The sequence below is a fragment of the Burkholderia anthina genome (genome assembly GCF_902498995.1).
GTDB lineage: Bacteria > Pseudomonadota > Gammaproteobacteria > Burkholderiales > Burkholderiaceae > Burkholderia > Burkholderia anthina.
The window spans coordinates 23,782-39,451 of sequence record NZ_CABVLY010000030.1 but is presented as its reverse complement, the minus strand read 5'-3'; the positions used below and the strand labels follow the sequence as shown (position 1 = coordinate 39,451).

Genomic DNA, 15,670 nt, shown 5'->3' with positions numbered 1-15,670 from the left:
AGGGAGACACATGAGCACCAGCCAGGGCCCGCTCGCGGGCGTCAAAGTGCTCGAATTCGGGACGCTGATCGCGGGGCCGTTCGCGTCGCGCCTCTTTGCCGAATTCGGCGCGGAAGTGATCAAGATCGAGGATCCGAACGGCGGCGACCCGCTGCGCAAATGGCGTAAGCTGCATCCGGAGCAGGGTGGCACGTCGCTGTGGTGGTCGGTCCAGGCGCGCAACAAGAAGTCCGTCACGCTCAACCTGAAATCCGATGCCGGCAAGGCGATCGCGCGGCAACTTGCGAGCGAGGCCGACATCGTGATCGAGAACTTCCGCCCGGGCCTGCTCGAGAAGCTCGGCCTCGGCTACGACGTGCTGTCGGCCGACAACCCCGGCCTCGTGATGGTGCGCCTGTCCGGTTACGGGCAGACGGGCCCGTACCGCGACCGGCCGGGCTTCGGCGCGATTGCCGAATCGATGGGCGGATTGCGCCACATCACCGGCTATCCGGATCTGCCGCCGCCGCGCATCGGCATTTCGATCGGCGATTCGATCGCCGCGCTGCATGGCGTGATCGGCGCGCTGATGGCGCTTCACCATCGCAAGGTCAACGGCGGCGCGGGGCAGGTGGTCGACGTTGCGCTGTATGAAGCCGTATTCAACATGATGGAAAGCGTCGTGCCCGAGTACGGCGTGTACGGGATGGTGCGCGAGCGTACCGGTGCGTCGCTGCCGGGCATCGTGCCATCGAACACCTATGCGTGCCGCGACGGCAGCATCGTGATCGGCGGCAACAGCGACCCGATCTTCAAGCGGTTGATGAAGGCGATCGAGCGCGACGATCTCGCCGACGATCCTGCACTCGCGCGGAACGACGGGCGCGTGCCGCGCACACAGGAAATCGACGGAGCGATCGCCGCATGGCTCGCACCGCGCACGATCGACGAAGCGCTCGTCGTGCTCAATGCGGCCGACGTGCCGGCCGGGCGCATCTATAGCGCCGCCGACATGTTCACCGATCCGCAGTTCGTCGCGCGGCAGATGATCCAGCGTTTCAAACTGGCTGACGGCACCGACATTCCGCTGCCGAACATCACGCCGAAACTGTCCGACACGCCGGGCGAAACGCGCTGGCTCGGGCCCGAGCTCGGCGAGCATACGGACGAGGTGCTGCGCGGCCTCGGCTACGACGCGCAGGCGATTGCCGCGCTGCGCGACGCCGGCGCGATTTGAGCGCCGCGCGCCTCGGCGGTTGGCGCCGGGCCTGTCGCCGGAGCGCCCCCTCGCCGGGGCGTCCCTCGCGGTGGCAAACCCGGGGCGGCGCGGCGTTTCCCTGAGCGCGCGGAACGCGGCCGCGCAGTGCGGCGGCGCGCCGTGCCCGACCGTGCATGCCGGCTCGTCCGCAGCCGTCGGACTGTCGCTCTCGCGCCATCTTTCCTCGGTTACAATCGCCGGATGCGAATCCTACTCAGCAACGACGACGGCTATCTCGCCCCCGGTCTCGCCGCGCTCAGCGAAGCGCTGCAGCCGCTGGCCGACCTCACGGTGATCGCGCCCGAGCAGAACTGCAGCGGCGCATCGAATTCCCTCACGCTGTCGCGCCCGCTGTCGGTGCAGCGCGCGGCCAATACGGGTTTCTTCTACGTGAACGGCACGCCGACCGATTCGGTGCACGTCGCGTTGACGGGCATGGCCGACGCGAGGCCGGACCTCGTCGTTTCGGGCATCAACAACGGCCAGAACATGGGCGAAGACACGCTCTATTCAGGGACAGTTGCAGCCGCCACCGAAGGCATCATGTTCGGCGTGCCGGCCATCGCGTTCTCGCTGGTCGACAAGGGCTGGGCCCATCTGGCGGACGCCGCGCGCGTCGCCGCGGAAATCGCCGGGCACTATCTCGCGCATCCGCTGCCGGGCCAGCCGCTGCTGAACGTCAACATCCCGAATCTGCCGTACGACGCACTGAAAGGCTGGAAGGTCACGCGCCTCGGCAAGCGTCATCCGTCGCAGCCGGTGATTCGCCAGACCGACCCGCGTGGCGAGCCGATCTACTGGATCGGTGCCGCGGGCGCGGCGCTGGACGCGAGCGAGGGCACCGATTTTCACGCCGTAGCCAACGGTTTCGTGTCGATCACGCCACTGCAGCTCGATCTCACGCATACGCAAATGCTGCCTGCAACGCGCGAATGGGCGCGCGCAGGCGGGCGGGCTTCATGAGCGGCGAGCGCGCGAAGCGGTTCCCGCTCGCGCTCGAAGATCTCAAGCGAGCGCCACGCAAATCGGACGGCCGGGCCGGCGAACGCCATGCCGCGATCGCGATGCCGAAGGCCGCCGACAAGCCCGCGGCCGTGCCGAAGCCGGTTGTGGTGAATACGAGCGTGGCCCGCGCGACGTCGGCGAAGCCGGCGAGCGCACCGAAACCGACCGTGCTGAAGCCCGCGATGCCGAAGCCGGCCGCGCCGAGCGTCGCGCCGGCCGGTGCGTTTGCATTGACGTCGGAACGTGTTCGCGAGCGCATGGTCGAACGCCTGCGCGCGAACGGCGTGACCGACGCGCGCGTGCTGGATGCGATGGCCGCGGTGCCGCGTCACATGTTCGTGGATCCGGGGCTCGCGACGCAGGCCTACGAGGATTCCGCGTTGCCGATCGGCCACCAGCAGACGATTTCAAAGCCGTCGGTCGTTGCACGCATGATCGAGCTCGCAATGGCCGGCCGCACGCTCGAGCGCGTCCTCGAGATCGGCACGGGTTGCGGCTACCAGGCCGCCGTGCTGAGCCATGTGGCACGCGACGTGTATTCGATTGAACGCATCAAGCCGCTCTATGAGCGCGCGAAGCTGAACCTGCGGCCGCTGCGCGTGCCGAACATCCGTCTGCATTACGGCGACGGGCGTGTCGGCCTGCCGTCCGCGGCCCCGTTCGACGCGATCGTGATCGCGGCGGCGGGGCTCGACGTGCCGCAGGCGCTGCTCGAGCAGCTCGCGATCGGCGGGCGGCTCGTCGCGCCGGTGGGCGCGCAAAGCGGGCAGTCCCAGGTGCTCACGCTCGTCGAGCGCGTCGCGCACGCGCAATGGCGGGAGTCACGGCTTGATCGCGTTTTCTTTGTCCCTTTAAAATCCGGAGTGATTTGAAACCGATGAGTATGTTGCGCGCGATGCAAAACAACCGATCCAGGGAACCGCTCACGTTCGCGCAGCGCGCGATCTGTGTTGCTGCGTTCTCCACGCTTCTGGCCGCCTGTGCGACGCGGCTCGACAACGCGCCTGTCGTCGACCGCTCCGGTACGCTCGGCACGACCGCTGCCGCGCAGCCGGCGGTGCCGCTCGGCCCGCCGCCGCCTGGCTTCTACCGTGTGAAGCCGGGCGACACGCTGTACCGGATCGCGCTCGAGAACGGGCAGAACTATCGCGACATCGCCACGTGGAACAACCTGGCGAACCCGAACCAGATCGAAGTCGACCAGCTGCTGCGCGTCGCGCCGCCGGGCGGCACCGCGACCGCCGGTGCGCCGGTTGCCGCGCCGATCGGCGGCGCAGCCGTGGCAACCGCGCCGCTGAGCAGCGGCCCTGCGACGCCGGCTGCCGGCACGTCGTCCGCGATCACGCCGCCGCCTGCCGCCGCATCGAGCGATACGGCAGCCGCGCCGAGCGGCCCCGTCACGTTCTCGTGGCCGGCGCGCGGCCCGGTGCTGAACAGTTTCGACGACGCGAAGAACAAGGGCATCAATATCGGCGGCACGGCCGGCGAGGCCGTGAAGGCGGCGGCCGACGGCCGCGTTGTCTACTCGGGCAACGGCCTGCGTGGCTACGGCAACCTCATTATCATCAAACACGATGCAACTTACCTCACGGCGTATGCACACAATCGCGCTTTGATGGTAAAAGAGGGGGACGCGGTAACGAAGGGGCAGAAGATCGCCGAGATGGGTAACAGCGATTCCGACCGCGTGATGCTGCATTTCGAGGTTCGCCGGCAGGGTAAGCCTGTCGATCCGCTGAAGTATTTGCCGCCTCAATAACCGAGACGACCATGCCGAAATCGAAGCGCCACGAGCCGCAAGCCGAGTCTGAGAAGATCAGTCGTGCCACGCAAGCATCGGTGGAGCGAAGTGGCGCTTCGACGGACGACGAAGACGACGTCGCGGAAAACGAACGTGATGTCGAGGCACGCGACGCCGATGCGGACGGTGGCGACGATCGCGAGGAGCGCGCGGAGCCGGCACCCGACGTCGACGATTTCCGCGCATTGCTGCAGGCCGAGCTCACGGCCGATACGATCCAGCATTACCTGAACCGCATCAGCGTGAAGCCGCTCCTGACCGTCGAGGAGGAGCAGCGCTATTCCCGTCTCGCGAAGGCCGGCGAATTCGAGGCACGGCAGGTGATGATCGAGCGCAACCTGCGGCTGGTCGTCAGCATCGCGAAGGGCTACCTGAACCGTGGCGTGCCGCTGCTCGACCTGATCGAGGAAGGCAACCTCGGCCTGATGCATGCGATCGAGAAATTCGACCCGACACGCGGCTTTCGCTTCTCCACCTATGCGACGTGGTGGATCCGGCAGAGCATCGAACGGGCGATCATGAACCAGGCCCGGACCGTGCGGCTGCCCGTGCACGTGATCCGCGAACTGAACCAGGTGCTGCGCGCGAAGCGCCACCTCGAAAAGAATTCGATGTCGACGGGCGAGGCGGCCGAGCGCCGCGAAGCCAGCATCGACGACATCGCCTACCTCACCGGCAAGACCGCCGAGGAAGTCACCGACATCCTCGCGCTCAACGAGCACACCGCATCGCTCGACGCGCCGCTCGATCTCGATCCCGCGAGCAGCCTGCTCGACCTGCTGCCCGACGACCAGAGCCAGTCGCCCGACGCCGAAGTGCAGCACCGCGAGCTCGAGACGCTCACGCGCGCGTGGCTGTCGCGGCTGTCCGACAAGCACCGGCACGTGATCGAGCGCCGCTTCGGCCTGAATCACATCGAGCCGGCCACGCTCGAGGAGCTGGCCGACGAGATGGGGCTCACGCGCGAGCGCGTGCGGCAGATCCAGCAGGAAGCGCTGGTGCGCCTCAAGCGGTTCTTTGCCTCCAATGGCGTGCGCAAGGATGCCGTTCTGTAACTGATGACTCCGATTCTCGTTTTTGACATCGAGACCATTCCCGATGTCGACGGCATTCGCCGTCTTGAAAACCTGCCCGCGACGCTCGACGATGCCGCGGTGGCCGAACATGCATTCGCCGCGCGCCGCGAGAAGACCGGCGGCGATTTCCTGCCGCACTACCTGCAGCGCATCGCGGCGATCTCCTGCGTGTTCCGCGACAACAACGGCTTTCGCGTGCGCTCGCTCGGTACGCCTCAGGACAACGAGGCGGCGCTGGTCCAGTCGTTCTACCGCGTGATCGAGAAATACACGCCGCAACTCGTGTCGTGGAACGGCGGTGGCTTCGATCTGCCGGTGCTCCATTACCGTGCGCTCGTGCACGGGATCCCCGCGACCCGCTACTGGGATCTCGGCGAGGACGACCGCGAATTCAAGTGGAACAACTACATCTCGCGCTATCACTCGCGTCATACCGATCTGATGGACGTGCTCGCGATGTATCAGGCGCGCGCCAATGCGCCGCTCGACGCGCTCGCGAAACTGTGCGGCTTCCCGGGCAAGCTCGGAATGGACGGCAGCCAGGTGTGGACGGCGTTCCAGGAAGGACGGATCGAGGAGATCCGCAACTACTGCGAAACCGACGTCGTCAATACGTATCTGCTGTATTGCCGCTTCCAGCTGATGCGCGGCGGCCTGACCCCGAGCGAGTACGCGGACGAAATCCTGCTCGTGAAGAATTCGCTCGCGCAGGAGCCGGCGGCACACTGGGCCGAATACCTGAGCGCGTTCGACGCATGACGCGAGCGGGCCGCGCCATCGCCCCCGCGATCAATCGAGTTCGAGCACGACCGGCTGGTGATCCGACGCGCGCGTGTCGCCGTCGATCTCGCAGCGCGTGACGCGCGGCAGCAGTGTCTCGGTGACGAACACGAAGTCGCACGCGAGCGGGCCGTCCGACCATTGCACCGTGTCGTAGACGCCGGCCGTCGGCGGCGGCGTGCAGTCGGGATGGCGTGCAACCCATGCGTCGACGAACGCCGGCGCGTCGGTGATCGGCTCGAGAAAGCGCCTGTATGCGTCGCTGTCGAATGCACTGTTGAAATCGCCGCAGACGATCGCATCGCGCGGCTGGCGTGTCGACGTGAACGGTCCCGCCGCGTTTTCCGCCGGCGCGGGCCGATCGGCGTGGGCGCATGCTTCGCGGTGCCGCGCGCGCAATGCGTCGACCTGCGCAAGCCGCTGCCGCGCCGAATAGTATTCCAGGTGTGTCGTGACGACCCGCAGCGGCCCCGACCGCGTTTCGATTTCGACGTCGAGCGCGACGCGCGGCATCGACGGTGCGCCGGCGTCGGCCGGCCACGGCAGCCATTGACGCAGCACGCGCCCGACCGGCAGACGGGTCGCGATTGCATTGCCGAACTGACGGCGCGGTGCGCCGGGTTCGAGCGCCGGCAGGTCGGCACCGATCGCCTCGACGATCGTATGGCCGGGCAGCAACGCCGCCAGCTCAGCGAACTGGTCGGGGCCGGGCTGGCCGGGCAGGGTGCCGAAACCGCGCGTGACCTCCTGCAGACACAGCACGTCGAAATCGCCGAGCCGGCGGGCGGCGGCGATGGTGCGCGGGAGGTCGACGACGCCGTCCGCGTCCCGACCCCATTGAATGTTCCAGTCGATCAGTCGCATGGTCGAGCCTCCTGCGGGCAGAATGCGTACCTTCGGTTTGCAAGATAGGGCGTTGGACGGCGCGCCCGCGTGCGGGGTACGGGTGCTGCCGGCATGCCCGGCCGAGCACCGGCCGGCCGGTAGGCGCGTCAGTATCGACGCTTGCGCCACGAAAGCAGGCGATGCGGGCCTGCGTCGTCTACAATCTCGCCTTCTTCAACGTTTTGTCAGGAAAAGCTGGTGTCCGAAGCCGTCCCCACTTCTGCGCGCAAATCGAAAAATGCGCCCGTCGCGCCCGGGCCCGCCCCGGTTCTCGAGATCGAATCGCTCGACATGGACGCGCGCGGTGTCGGCCGCACGGCGACCGAGGACGGCACGCCGGGCAAGGTCATCTTCGTCGAAGGCGCGCTGCCCGGCGAGCGCGTGACCTATTCGAGCTATCGCCGCAAGCCGAGCTACGAGCAGGCGACCGTTGTCGACATTCTGCGCCCGAGCGTGATGCGTACGCAGCCGAAATGCACGTTCTTCGGCACCTGCGGCGGCTGCTCGATGCAGCATCTCGACATGCGCGCGCAGGTCGCGATCAAGCAGCGTGTGCTCGAGGACAACCTGTGGCACCTGTCGAAGCTGCGCGCCGAGACGATGTTCGCGCCGATCCACGGCCCGTCGTGGGGCTACCGCTACCGTGCGCGCCTGACCGTGCGCAACGTCGCGAAGAAGGGCGGCGTGCTGGTCGGCTTCCATGAGAAGAAGAGCAGCTACGTCGCCGACATGACGAGCTGCGAGGTGCTGCCGCCGCATGTGTCGGCGATGCTCGTGCCGCTGCGCCGGCTCGTCGAGGGGCTGTCGATCCGCGACCGGATGCCGCAGATCGAGCTCGCGGTGGGTTCGGAGGTCACGGCGCTCGTGCTGCGCGTGCTGGAGCCGATCAATGCGGACGACGAAGCGCTGCTGCGTGCGTTCGCGGACGAGCACAAGGTGCAGTTCTGGCTGCAGCCGAAGGGCCCGGACACGGTGACGCCGTTCTATCCGCTCGACGTGCCGCTCGACTACACGCTGCCGGAGTTCGGCATCCGCATGCCGTTCAAGCCGACCGACTTCACGCAGGTCAATCATCAGATCAACCGCGTGCTGGTGGGCCGCGCGCTGCGCCTGCTCGCGCCGTCGCGGGACGATCGCGTGCTCGACCTGTTCTGCGGGATCGGCAACTTCACGCTGCCGCTCGCGCGCCTGTCGCGCGAGGTGATGGGCATCGAAGGCAGCGAAACGCTGACGACGCGCGCGCTCGCGAATGCGCGCGAGAACGGCGTGGACGGGCATACGACGTTCGCATGCCGGAACCTGTTCGAAGTGACGGGCGACGACATCCGCGCGCTCGGCGCATTCGACAAGTTCCTGATCGATCCGCCGCGCGAAGGTGCGCTGGCGGTGTCGAAGGCGCTGGCCGAAATCGCACAGAGCGGCGAAGGCCCGCTGCCGAAGCGCATCGTCTACGTATCGTGCAATCCGTCGACGCTGGCGCGCGACGCCGGTTTGCTCGTGCACGAGGCGGGCTACCGGCTGAAGGGCGCGGGGGTCGTGAACATGTTCCCGAATACGTCGCACGTCGAATCGATCGCGCTGTTCGAGCGCGACTGAAGCCCGGCGGTGGACGTAAAAAAACCGGCCCTCGGGCCGGTTTTTTCTTGGTGCGCAGCGAGCGTCAGTTGCGGTTGCCGCCGAAGATGCCGAGCAGCGCGAGCAGGTTCGTGAACACGTTGTACAGGTCGAGGTAGATCGCGAGCGTGGCCGAGATGTAGTTCGTCTCGCCGCCGTTCACGACGCGCTGGACGTCGAACAGCATGTAGGCCGAGAAGATCGCGATCGCGAGCACCGACACGGTGAGCATCAGTGCCGGCAGGTGCAGGAACATGTTCGCGACCGACGCGAGCAGGATCACGATCACGCCCATGAACAGCCACTTGCCGAGGCCCGAGAAATCGCGCTTGCTGACCGTGGCGATCGTGGCCATCGCGGCGAAGATGATGCCGGTGCCGCCGAACGCGAGCATGATCAGCGACGGGCCGTTCGAGAAGCCGAGGATGAAGCTCAGCAGGCGCGACAGCATCAGGCCCATGAAGAACGTGAAGCCGAGCAGCACGAACACGCCGGCCGCGCTGTTTTTCGTCCGCTCGATCGCGAACATGAAGCCGAACGCGATCGCGAAGAACGCGAGCAGGCTCATCATCGGGCTCGTGGCCGCGAACAGCGAGAAGCCCGTCGCGACGCCCACCCATGCCCCCAGCACCGTCGGAATCATCGACAGCGCGAGCAGCCAGTACGTGTTCCGCAGCACGCGGTTGCGAACCTCCGCGGTGCTGACGGAGCCGCCGCGGCCGAAATTGTACGGATAGTCGTTCATGGTTTCTCCTAACATTGAACGCATGGGCGTCCGGGGCCGGTTCGGCGCACGCGGTGTGCGGCGCAGCAAACCGGAGCAGCTATGGCTAAGATACGTTCCGCGCCGCTTGGTTTCAATGGCCGGGCAGCGCAAAAACATATGGATTCGGAACCTTTCACTCGTGTAAGGGTTCAATCGCAATGATACACGGGATCGTGCTACAATAGCGGATTCATTTGAACCTGTAACTTCTTAATTTCTTGGAGTTTTTATGGCAATCGAGCGCACCCTGTCGATCATCAAGCCGGATGCGGTGGCAAAGAACGTGATCGGCCAGATCTACAGTCGTTTCGAAGGCGCCGGCCTGAAGATCGTCGCATCGCGCATGGCGCACCTGTCGCGTGCAGACGCCGAGAAGTTCTACGCAGTGCACGCAGCACGTCCGTTCTTCAAGGACCTCGTCGATTTCATGATCTCGGGCCCGGTGATGATCCAGGTTCTGGAAGGCGAAGGCGCGATCCTGAAGAACCGCGACCTGATGGGCGCGACGGATCCGAAGAAGGCGGAAAAGGGCACGATCCGCGCCGACTTCGCCGACAGCATCGACGCGAACGCCGTGCACGGCTCGGACGCTGCGGAAACGGCAGCGGTCGAAGTTGCGTTCTTCTTCCCGGAAATGAACGTCTACTCGCGCTAAGCTCCGGCTGGCAACAAGTAGGCTGGATTCAGCGCACGCGGCAAGGCAGCACATCATGACGAGCGAAACTTCCGTCAATCTTCTCGACTTCGATGCCGAGGGTCTTGTCGCGTACTGCGGCAGTCTCGGCGAGAAGCCGTTCCGCGCCAAGCAGTTGCAGCGCTGGATCCACCAGTACAACGCCGGCGATTTCGACGGCATGACCGATCTCGCGAAGTCCCTGAGAGAAAAGCTCAAGGGCCGCGCGTCGATCGTGATGCCGGATATCGTCAGCGATCACGTTTCCACCGACGGCACGCGCAAGTGGCTGATCGACGTCGGAAACGGCAATGCGGTCGAAACCGTGTTCATCCCGGAAGAGACGCGCGGCACGCTGTGCGTGTCGTCGCAGGCCGGGTGTGCGGTCAACTGCCGCTTCTGCTCGACGGGCAAGCAGGGCTTCTCCCGCAACCTGTCGACAGCTGAAATCATCGGCCAGCTCCGCATGGCCGAATTTGCGCTGCGCGCATCGCTCGGTCGCGCGCCCGGTCCGAACGGCAAGGCCGAACGGGTCGTCACCAACGTGGTGATGATGGGCATGGGCGAGCCGCTGCTGAATTACAACGCGGTCGTGCCCGCGATGCGGCTGATGCTCGACGACAACGCATACGGCCTGTCGCGCCGTCGCGTCACGCTGTCGACGTCCGGCGTGGTGCCGATGATGGACCGCCTCGGCGCCGAATTGCCGGTCGCGCTCGCCGTATCGCTGCACGCGCCGAACGACGCGCTGCGCGACGAGCTGGTGCCGCTCAACAAGAAGCATCCGCTGCGCGAGCTGATGGCCGCGTGCCAGCGCTATCTGAAAGTCGCGCCGCGCGACTTCATTACTTTCGAATACTGCATGCTCGACGGCGTCAACGACACCGAAGCGCATGCGCGCGAACTGCTGGCCGTCACGCGCGACGTGCCCTGCAAGTTCAATCTGATCCCGTTCAACCCGTTTCCGGAATCGGGCCTCATCCGCTCGAAGCCGGAGCAGATCAAGCGCTTTGCACAGGTCCTCATCGACGCGGGTGTCGTCACGACCGTGCGCAAGACGCGCGGCGACGACATCGACGCCGCGTGCGGCCAGCTGGCCGGCGCCGTGAAGGACCGCACGCGCCTGGCGGAGCGAACGGGCGCGGCAGCAAAAATCATCGAAGTTCGGGCGGTTTGACGGAGCGCCTCGCTGGCGCGCCTGACCGGGGATGCCCGAATCTTTTGGCGGTACAACACGCGAATAGCGATCGGTCGCGGCGCCTCGGCGCCGCGCATGGTGTGACAGGTTGCGGGTGCCGGCCGGCAAGAGCCGGCGGCGTCCGCCAGTGAAGAAGAATCGACGCGAGGACAAGGATGAGTGAGCCGCAGCCGTCAAACGGCGCAGAGACGAATACCGCGCAGCCGGCGCCGGCGGGACTGGAAACGCTGGCGGCAGTCGGCGGCCGGCTGGCGCAGCTCCGGGAAGCGAAGGGCTGGACGGTCGACGACGTGTCGGCGCGGCTCAAGGTCGCCCCGCAGAAGCTGCGTGCGCTCGAGGCCGGTGACATCAGTCATTTGCCCGGCGTGACGTTCGCGATCGGCGTCGTGCGCAGCTACGCGAAGATGCTCGGCGTCGATCCGGAGCCGTTCGCGCAGGCACTGCGTCGCGAGCGCGGCGCGCCGGAAGTCGATCTGTCGATGCCCGCGTCGTCGGGGACGGATCTGCCGCGCGGCCGCGTGTCGATTCCGCTTGGCGGCTCGTCGCGCCACCACCCGTGGTTGTGGGGCACGGCGATCGTCGTCGTCGCGGTGGTCGCGGTACTGATGTGGCACACTGGCGGCGACTCGTCGAGCTGGCTCGCGCGCTTCAAGGGCGGCGATACCGAGCATGCGTCGGCTGCCAGCGTCGCTGCGGGCTCGTCTGCCGACGAGGCGGCCGCGAGCGGTGCGTCGGCGGCGGCCGCCAATGAGGCTCCGGCCGCGGCTGTCGCGTCCGGTGTAGTGCCGCAAGCGGTGGCGTCGGCTGCGCCGGCGGCTGCAGTTGCGTCGCAACCTGTCGTCGCGGCAAGTGCCGCCGCACCGGCTCAGCCCGCGAGCGTCGTGGTGGCGGCAGGTCAGTCGATGATCGAACTGAAGGTGAAGCAGGATAGCTGGTTCAGCGTGCGCGACAAGAGCGGCAAGGAGCTGTTCTCGGGGCTGGTGCGGGCCGGCGAAGCGAAGCAGGTCGCAGGCGACGGGCCGTTCAAGGTCACGATCGGCAACAAGGCCGGCCTCGACTCGGTCGCGTTCGACGGAAAGCCCGTCGATCCGGCAAAATATTCGGCAGCGCGGGGTAACGTGGCGCGGTTCACGTTGCCCTGACGTCAAGCGCCGTGACGAAGGCCTGTCGCCGACAGGCCGCGAGGGCACGGCGCTTTTTCAATTCATGCGCCGCATCGCGGCGCATTCCGCGTAAATGGATCTATCGATGCAATCCGAAGCTCAATCCCCACGCAGCAGTCAGATTTGTTCAACCGAGCCGGTGTTCGGCGGGCATCAGCCGCGTCGCGTGTCGCATGCGGTGGATGTCCGTTGGGGCGGGCAGCTCGTGACGATCGGCGGCGATGCGCCGGTGCGCGTGCAGTCGATGACGAACACCGACACGGCCGATGCGATCGGCACGGCGATCCAGATCAAGGATCTCGCGAACGCAGGCTCCGAACTGGTGCGTATCACCGTCAACACGCCCGAGGCCGCGGCCGCCGTGCCGGCGATCCGTGAGCAGCTCGACCGGATGGGCGTGACCGTCCCGCTCGTCGGCGATTTCCACTACAACGGCCACCTGCTGCTGCGCGACTATCCGGGCTGCGCGGAGTCGCTGTCGAAGTACCGGATCAACCCGGGTAACGTCGGCCAGGGCGCGAAGCGTGACACGCAGTTCGCGCAGATGATCGAAGCGGCGGCCAAGTATGACAAGCCGGTGCGGATCGGCGTGAACTGGGGCAGTCTCGACCAGGACCTGCTCGCGCGCATGATGGACGAGAACGGCGCGCGTTCGCAGCCGTGGGATGCGCAGAGCGTGATGTACGAGGCGCTGATCCAGTCGGCGATCGGCTCGGCCGAGCGCGCGGTCGAACTCGGCCTGGGCCGCGATCGCATCGTGCTGTCGTGCAAGGTCAGCGGCGTGCAGGATCTGATCGCCGTGTACCGCGAACTCGGCCGCCGCTGCGGCTTCGCGCTGCACCTCGGCCTGACCGAAGCCGGCATGGGCTCGAAGGGTATCGTCGCCTCGACGGCCGCGCTCGGCGTGCTGCTGCAGGAAGGGATCGGCGACACGATCCGCATCTCGCTGACGCCGGAACCGGGTGCGTCGCGCACCGGTGAGGTGATCGTCGGCCAGGAAATCCTGCAGACGATGGGCCTGCGCTCGTTCGCGCCGATGGTGATCGCATGCCCGGGCTGCGGCCGCACGACGAGCACGCTGTTCCAGGAACTCGCGATGCAGATCCAGACCTACCTGCGCGAGCAGATGCCGGCCTGGCGCAAGGAATATCCGGGCGTCGAGAAGATGAACGTCGCCGTGATGGGCTGTATCGTCAACGGCCCGGGCGAGTCGAAGCACGCGAACATCGGCATCAGCCTGCCGGGTTCGGGCGAGAATCCGGCCGCGCCCGTCTTCATCGACGGCGAGAAGGTCAAGACGCTGCGCGGCGAGCGGATCGCCGAGGAATTCCAGCAGATCGTCAGCGACTACGTCGCACGCAATTACGGCCGCGCCGCGGCCCTGAACTAATTCGTCCACACACACGATGACTGAACAGAAACGCAAGATCGAGAAGCTCACCGGCGTCAAAGGCATGAACGACATCCTCCCGCAGGATGCCGGCCTGTGGGAGTTCTTCGAAGCTACGGTGAAATCGCTGCTGCGCGCATACGGCTACCAGAACATCCGCACGCCGATCGTCGAGCATACGCAGCTCTTCACGCGCGGCATCGGCGAAGTCACGGACATCGTCGAGAAGGAGATGTACAGCTTCACCGACGCGCTGAACGGCGAGAACCTGACGATGCGTCCGGAGAACACCGCGGCGGTCGTGCGTGCGTCGATCGAGCACAACATGCTGTACGACGGCCCGAAGCGCCTGTGGTACATCGGCCCGATGTTCCGCCACGAGCGTCCGCAGCGCGGCCGCTACCGTCAGTTCCATCAGGTCGGCGTCGAGGCGCTCGGCTTCGCGGGCCCGGATGCGGATGCGGAAATCATCATGATGTGTCAGCGCCTGTGGGACGACCTCGGGCTGACCGGCATCAAGCTCGAGATCAACTCGCTCGGCCTCGCCGAAGAGCGCGCCGCGCACCGCGTCGAGCTGATCAAGTACCTCGAGCAGTTCGCGGACGTGCTCGACGAGGACGCGAAGCGCCGTCTGTATACGAACCCGCTGCGCGTGCTCGACACGAAGAACCCCGCGCTGCAGGAGATCGCGCAGAACGCACCGAAGCTGATCGACTTCCTCGGCGACGAGTCGCGCGCGCACTTCGAAGGGCTGCAGCGCCTGCTGCTCGCGAACAACATCCCGTTCAAGATCAACCCGCGTCTCGTGCGCGGTCTCGATTACTACAATCTGACCGTGTTCGAGTGGGTGACCGACAAGCTCGGCGCGCAGGGTACGGTCGCGGCCGGCGGCCGCTACGATCCGCTGATCGAGCAGCTCGGCGGCAAGCCGACCGCCGCATGCGGCTGGGCGATGGGCATCGAGCGCATTCTCGAGCTGCTGAAGGAGGAGGATCTCGCGCCCGAGCAGGAAGGCGTCGACGTATACGTCGTGCACCAGGGCGAGACTGCGCGCGAACAGGCGTTCATTGCGGCCGAGCGTCTGCGCGACACGGGCCTCGACGTGATTTTCCACTGCAGCGCCGACGGCGCGCCGGCAAGCTTCAAGTCGCAGATGAAGCGGGCCGACGCGAGCGGCGCCGCATTCGCGGTGATCTTCGGCGAAGAAGAGGTGGCGAACGGCACGGTGGGCGTGAAAGCGCTGCGCGGTGCGGGCCAGGAAGGGGAAAAGAACGCTCAGCAGACCGTACCGGTCGAAAGCTTGACCGAATTCCTAATCAATGCGATGGTTGCATCCGCCGAAGACGGCGACGACTGATCGCGCCGGCATTCGCTCGACAAGAAAGGCTTGAACAGGAAGGAATCGCTCGCCGATGAGTTATCACGACGAACAAGAATCGATTGAAAGTCTGAAAGCGTGGTGGGCCCGCTGGGGCAACCTCACCACGTGGATCGTGCTCGCGGCGCTGGTCGTCGCGGCCGGTTTCAACGGCTGGAACTACTGGCAGCGCCGTCAGGCCGCCGAGGCTTCCGGGTTGTACGAGCAGGTCCAGAAGGCCGCCGCCGCGAACGACAAGGCGACGATGGCCCGCGCGGCTGCCGACATGGAAGACAAGTACGGCAGCACGCCGTATGCGCAGATGGCGGCGCTCGCTGCCGCGAAGACGCTGTATGCGGCCGGCGACGCGGCAGGTGCGAAGGCGCAGCTGCAATGGGCCGCCGATCACGCCAAGGACGACGAGTACAAGCAGATCGCGAAGCTGCGTCTTGCGTCGCTGCTGCTCGACGAGAAGGCGTACGACGCAGGCCTCGCGCTGCTGTCCGGCACGCCGGTCGATGCATTCAAGGGCCTCGTGGCGGATCGCCGCGGCGACCTGCTTGCCGCGCAAGGCAAGACCGACGATGCGCGCGCCGCTTACAAGCTCGCGCTCGACGGCCTGTCGAAGGACGACCAGTCCGCGCGCCAGCTCGTGCAGTTCAAGCTCGACGCGCTCGGCGGCTGATCACGGTCCCCTCAACCTCTTAACTCTGCTTCGCTAACCG

15 protein-coding genes are annotated in these 15,670 nt (G+C 66.4%); 13 read left to right on the top strand and 2 right to left on the bottom strand.

All coding sequences use genetic code 11. The features are described from left to right. The first annotated feature begins 10 nt into the window (after nt 1-10). From BME24068_RS29545 to BME24068_RS29520, 6 genes are all read left to right on the top strand, one after another. On the top strand, nt 11-1,216 hold the full coding sequence (locus BME24068_RS29545) for a CaiB/BaiF CoA transferase family protein (RefSeq protein ID WP_096508747.1): 1,206 nt from the start codon (nt 11-13) through the stop codon (nt 1,214-1,216). Between the two features lie 222 nt (nt 1,217-1,438). Further along, nucleotides 1,439-2,200: a 5'/3'-nucleotidase SurE gene (surE, locus tag BME24068_RS29540; protein ID WP_096508748.1), complete on the top strand. Its 762-nt coding sequence runs from the start codon at nt 1,439-1,441 to the stop codon at nt 2,198-2,200. Further along, the gene (locus BME24068_RS29535) at nt 2,197-3,114 is read left to right on the top strand and encodes a protein-L-isoaspartate(D-aspartate) O-methyltransferase (protein WP_096508775.1); all 918 of its coding nucleotides are present in this window, start codon (nt 2,197-2,199) and stop codon (nt 3,112-3,114) included. The genes surE and BME24068_RS29535 overlap by 4 nt, the downstream gene beginning before the upstream one ends. A gap of 5 nt (nt 3,115-3,119) precedes the next feature. Further along, nucleotides 3,120-4,001: a peptidoglycan DD-metalloendopeptidase family protein gene (locus tag BME24068_RS29530; RefSeq protein ID WP_174928170.1), complete on the top strand. Its 882-nt coding sequence runs from the start codon at nt 3,120-3,122 to the stop codon at nt 3,999-4,001. A gap of 11 nt (nt 4,002-4,012) precedes the next feature. Then, a complete protein-coding gene (gene rpoS, locus BME24068_RS29525) occupies nt 4,013-5,098 on the top strand; it encodes an RNA polymerase sigma factor RpoS (RefSeq protein WP_096508750.1) in 1,086 nt (361 codons plus the stop codon). 3 nt (nt 5,099-5,101) lie between these two features. After that, a complete protein-coding gene (locus BME24068_RS29520; protein WP_174928169.1) occupies nt 5,102-5,878 on the top strand; it encodes a 3'-5' exonuclease in 777 nt (258 codons plus the stop codon). Nucleotides 5,879-5,908: 30 nt separating this feature from the next. On the opposite strand, the gene BME24068_RS29515 is transcribed toward BME24068_RS29520, so the two are convergent. After that, nucleotides 5,909-6,763 carry an endonuclease/exonuclease/phosphatase family protein gene (locus tag BME24068_RS29515; protein WP_174928168.1) on the bottom strand — a complete coding sequence of 285 codons (855 nt, stop codon included), beginning with the start codon at nt 6,761-6,763 and terminating at the stop codon, nt 5,909-5,911. A gap of 219 nt (nt 6,764-6,982) precedes the next feature. On the opposite strand from BME24068_RS29515, the gene rlmD reads away from it, so the two are divergent. Next, entirely contained in the window at nt 6,983-8,380 is a 1,398-nt protein-coding gene (gene rlmD, locus BME24068_RS29510) for a 23S rRNA (uracil(1939)-C(5))-methyltransferase RlmD (RefSeq protein ID WP_096508753.1), read from the top strand. A gap of 64 nt (nt 8,381-8,444) precedes the next feature. Here rlmD and BME24068_RS29505 read toward each other — a convergent pair whose 3' ends face one another. Next, nucleotides 8,445-9,143: a Bax inhibitor-1/YccA family protein gene (locus tag BME24068_RS29505; RefSeq protein WP_096508754.1), complete on the bottom strand. Its 699-nt coding sequence runs from the start codon at nt 9,141-9,143 to the stop codon at nt 8,445-8,447. A gap of 250 nt (nt 9,144-9,393) precedes the next feature. On the opposite strand from BME24068_RS29505, the gene ndk reads away from it, so the two are divergent. The 6 genes from ndk to BME24068_RS29475 all read left to right on the top strand — a co-directional run bounded on the left by ndk (nt 9,394) and on the right by BME24068_RS29475 (nt 15,630). Next, complete coding sequence (ndk, locus tag BME24068_RS29500) at nt 9,394-9,819, top strand: nucleoside-diphosphate kinase (protein ID WP_011352265.1); 426 nt, start codon at nt 9,394-9,396, stop codon at nt 9,817-9,819. A 55-nt stretch (nt 9,820-9,874) separates the two neighbouring features. Beyond that, nucleotides 9,875-11,014, top strand: coding sequence for a dual-specificity RNA methyltransferase RlmN (rlmN, locus tag BME24068_RS29495; protein WP_124828558.1), 1,140 nt, complete (start codon nt 9,875-9,877; stop codon nt 11,012-11,014). Between the two features lie 176 nt (nt 11,015-11,190). After that, nucleotides 11,191-12,177: a helix-turn-helix domain-containing protein gene (locus BME24068_RS29490; RefSeq protein WP_174928167.1), complete on the top strand. Its 987-nt coding sequence runs from the start codon at nt 11,191-11,193 to the stop codon at nt 12,175-12,177. A gap of 106 nt (nt 12,178-12,283) precedes the next feature. Further along, nucleotides 12,284-13,588, top strand: coding sequence for a flavodoxin-dependent (E)-4-hydroxy-3-methylbut-2-enyl-diphosphate synthase (ispG, locus tag BME24068_RS29485; protein WP_096508757.1), 1,305 nt, complete (start codon nt 12,284-12,286; stop codon nt 13,586-13,588). Between the two features lie 16 nt (nt 13,589-13,604). Next, nucleotides 13,605-14,945, top strand: coding sequence for a histidine--tRNA ligase (gene hisS / locus BME24068_RS29480; protein ID WP_096508758.1), 1,341 nt, complete (start codon nt 13,605-13,607; stop codon nt 14,943-14,945). 55 nt (nt 14,946-15,000) lie between these two features. Next, entirely contained in the window at nt 15,001-15,630 is a 630-nt protein-coding gene (locus tag BME24068_RS29475; RefSeq protein ID WP_174928166.1) for a tetratricopeptide repeat protein, read from the top strand. The last annotated feature ends 40 nt before the right edge of the window (nt 15,631-15,670 follow it).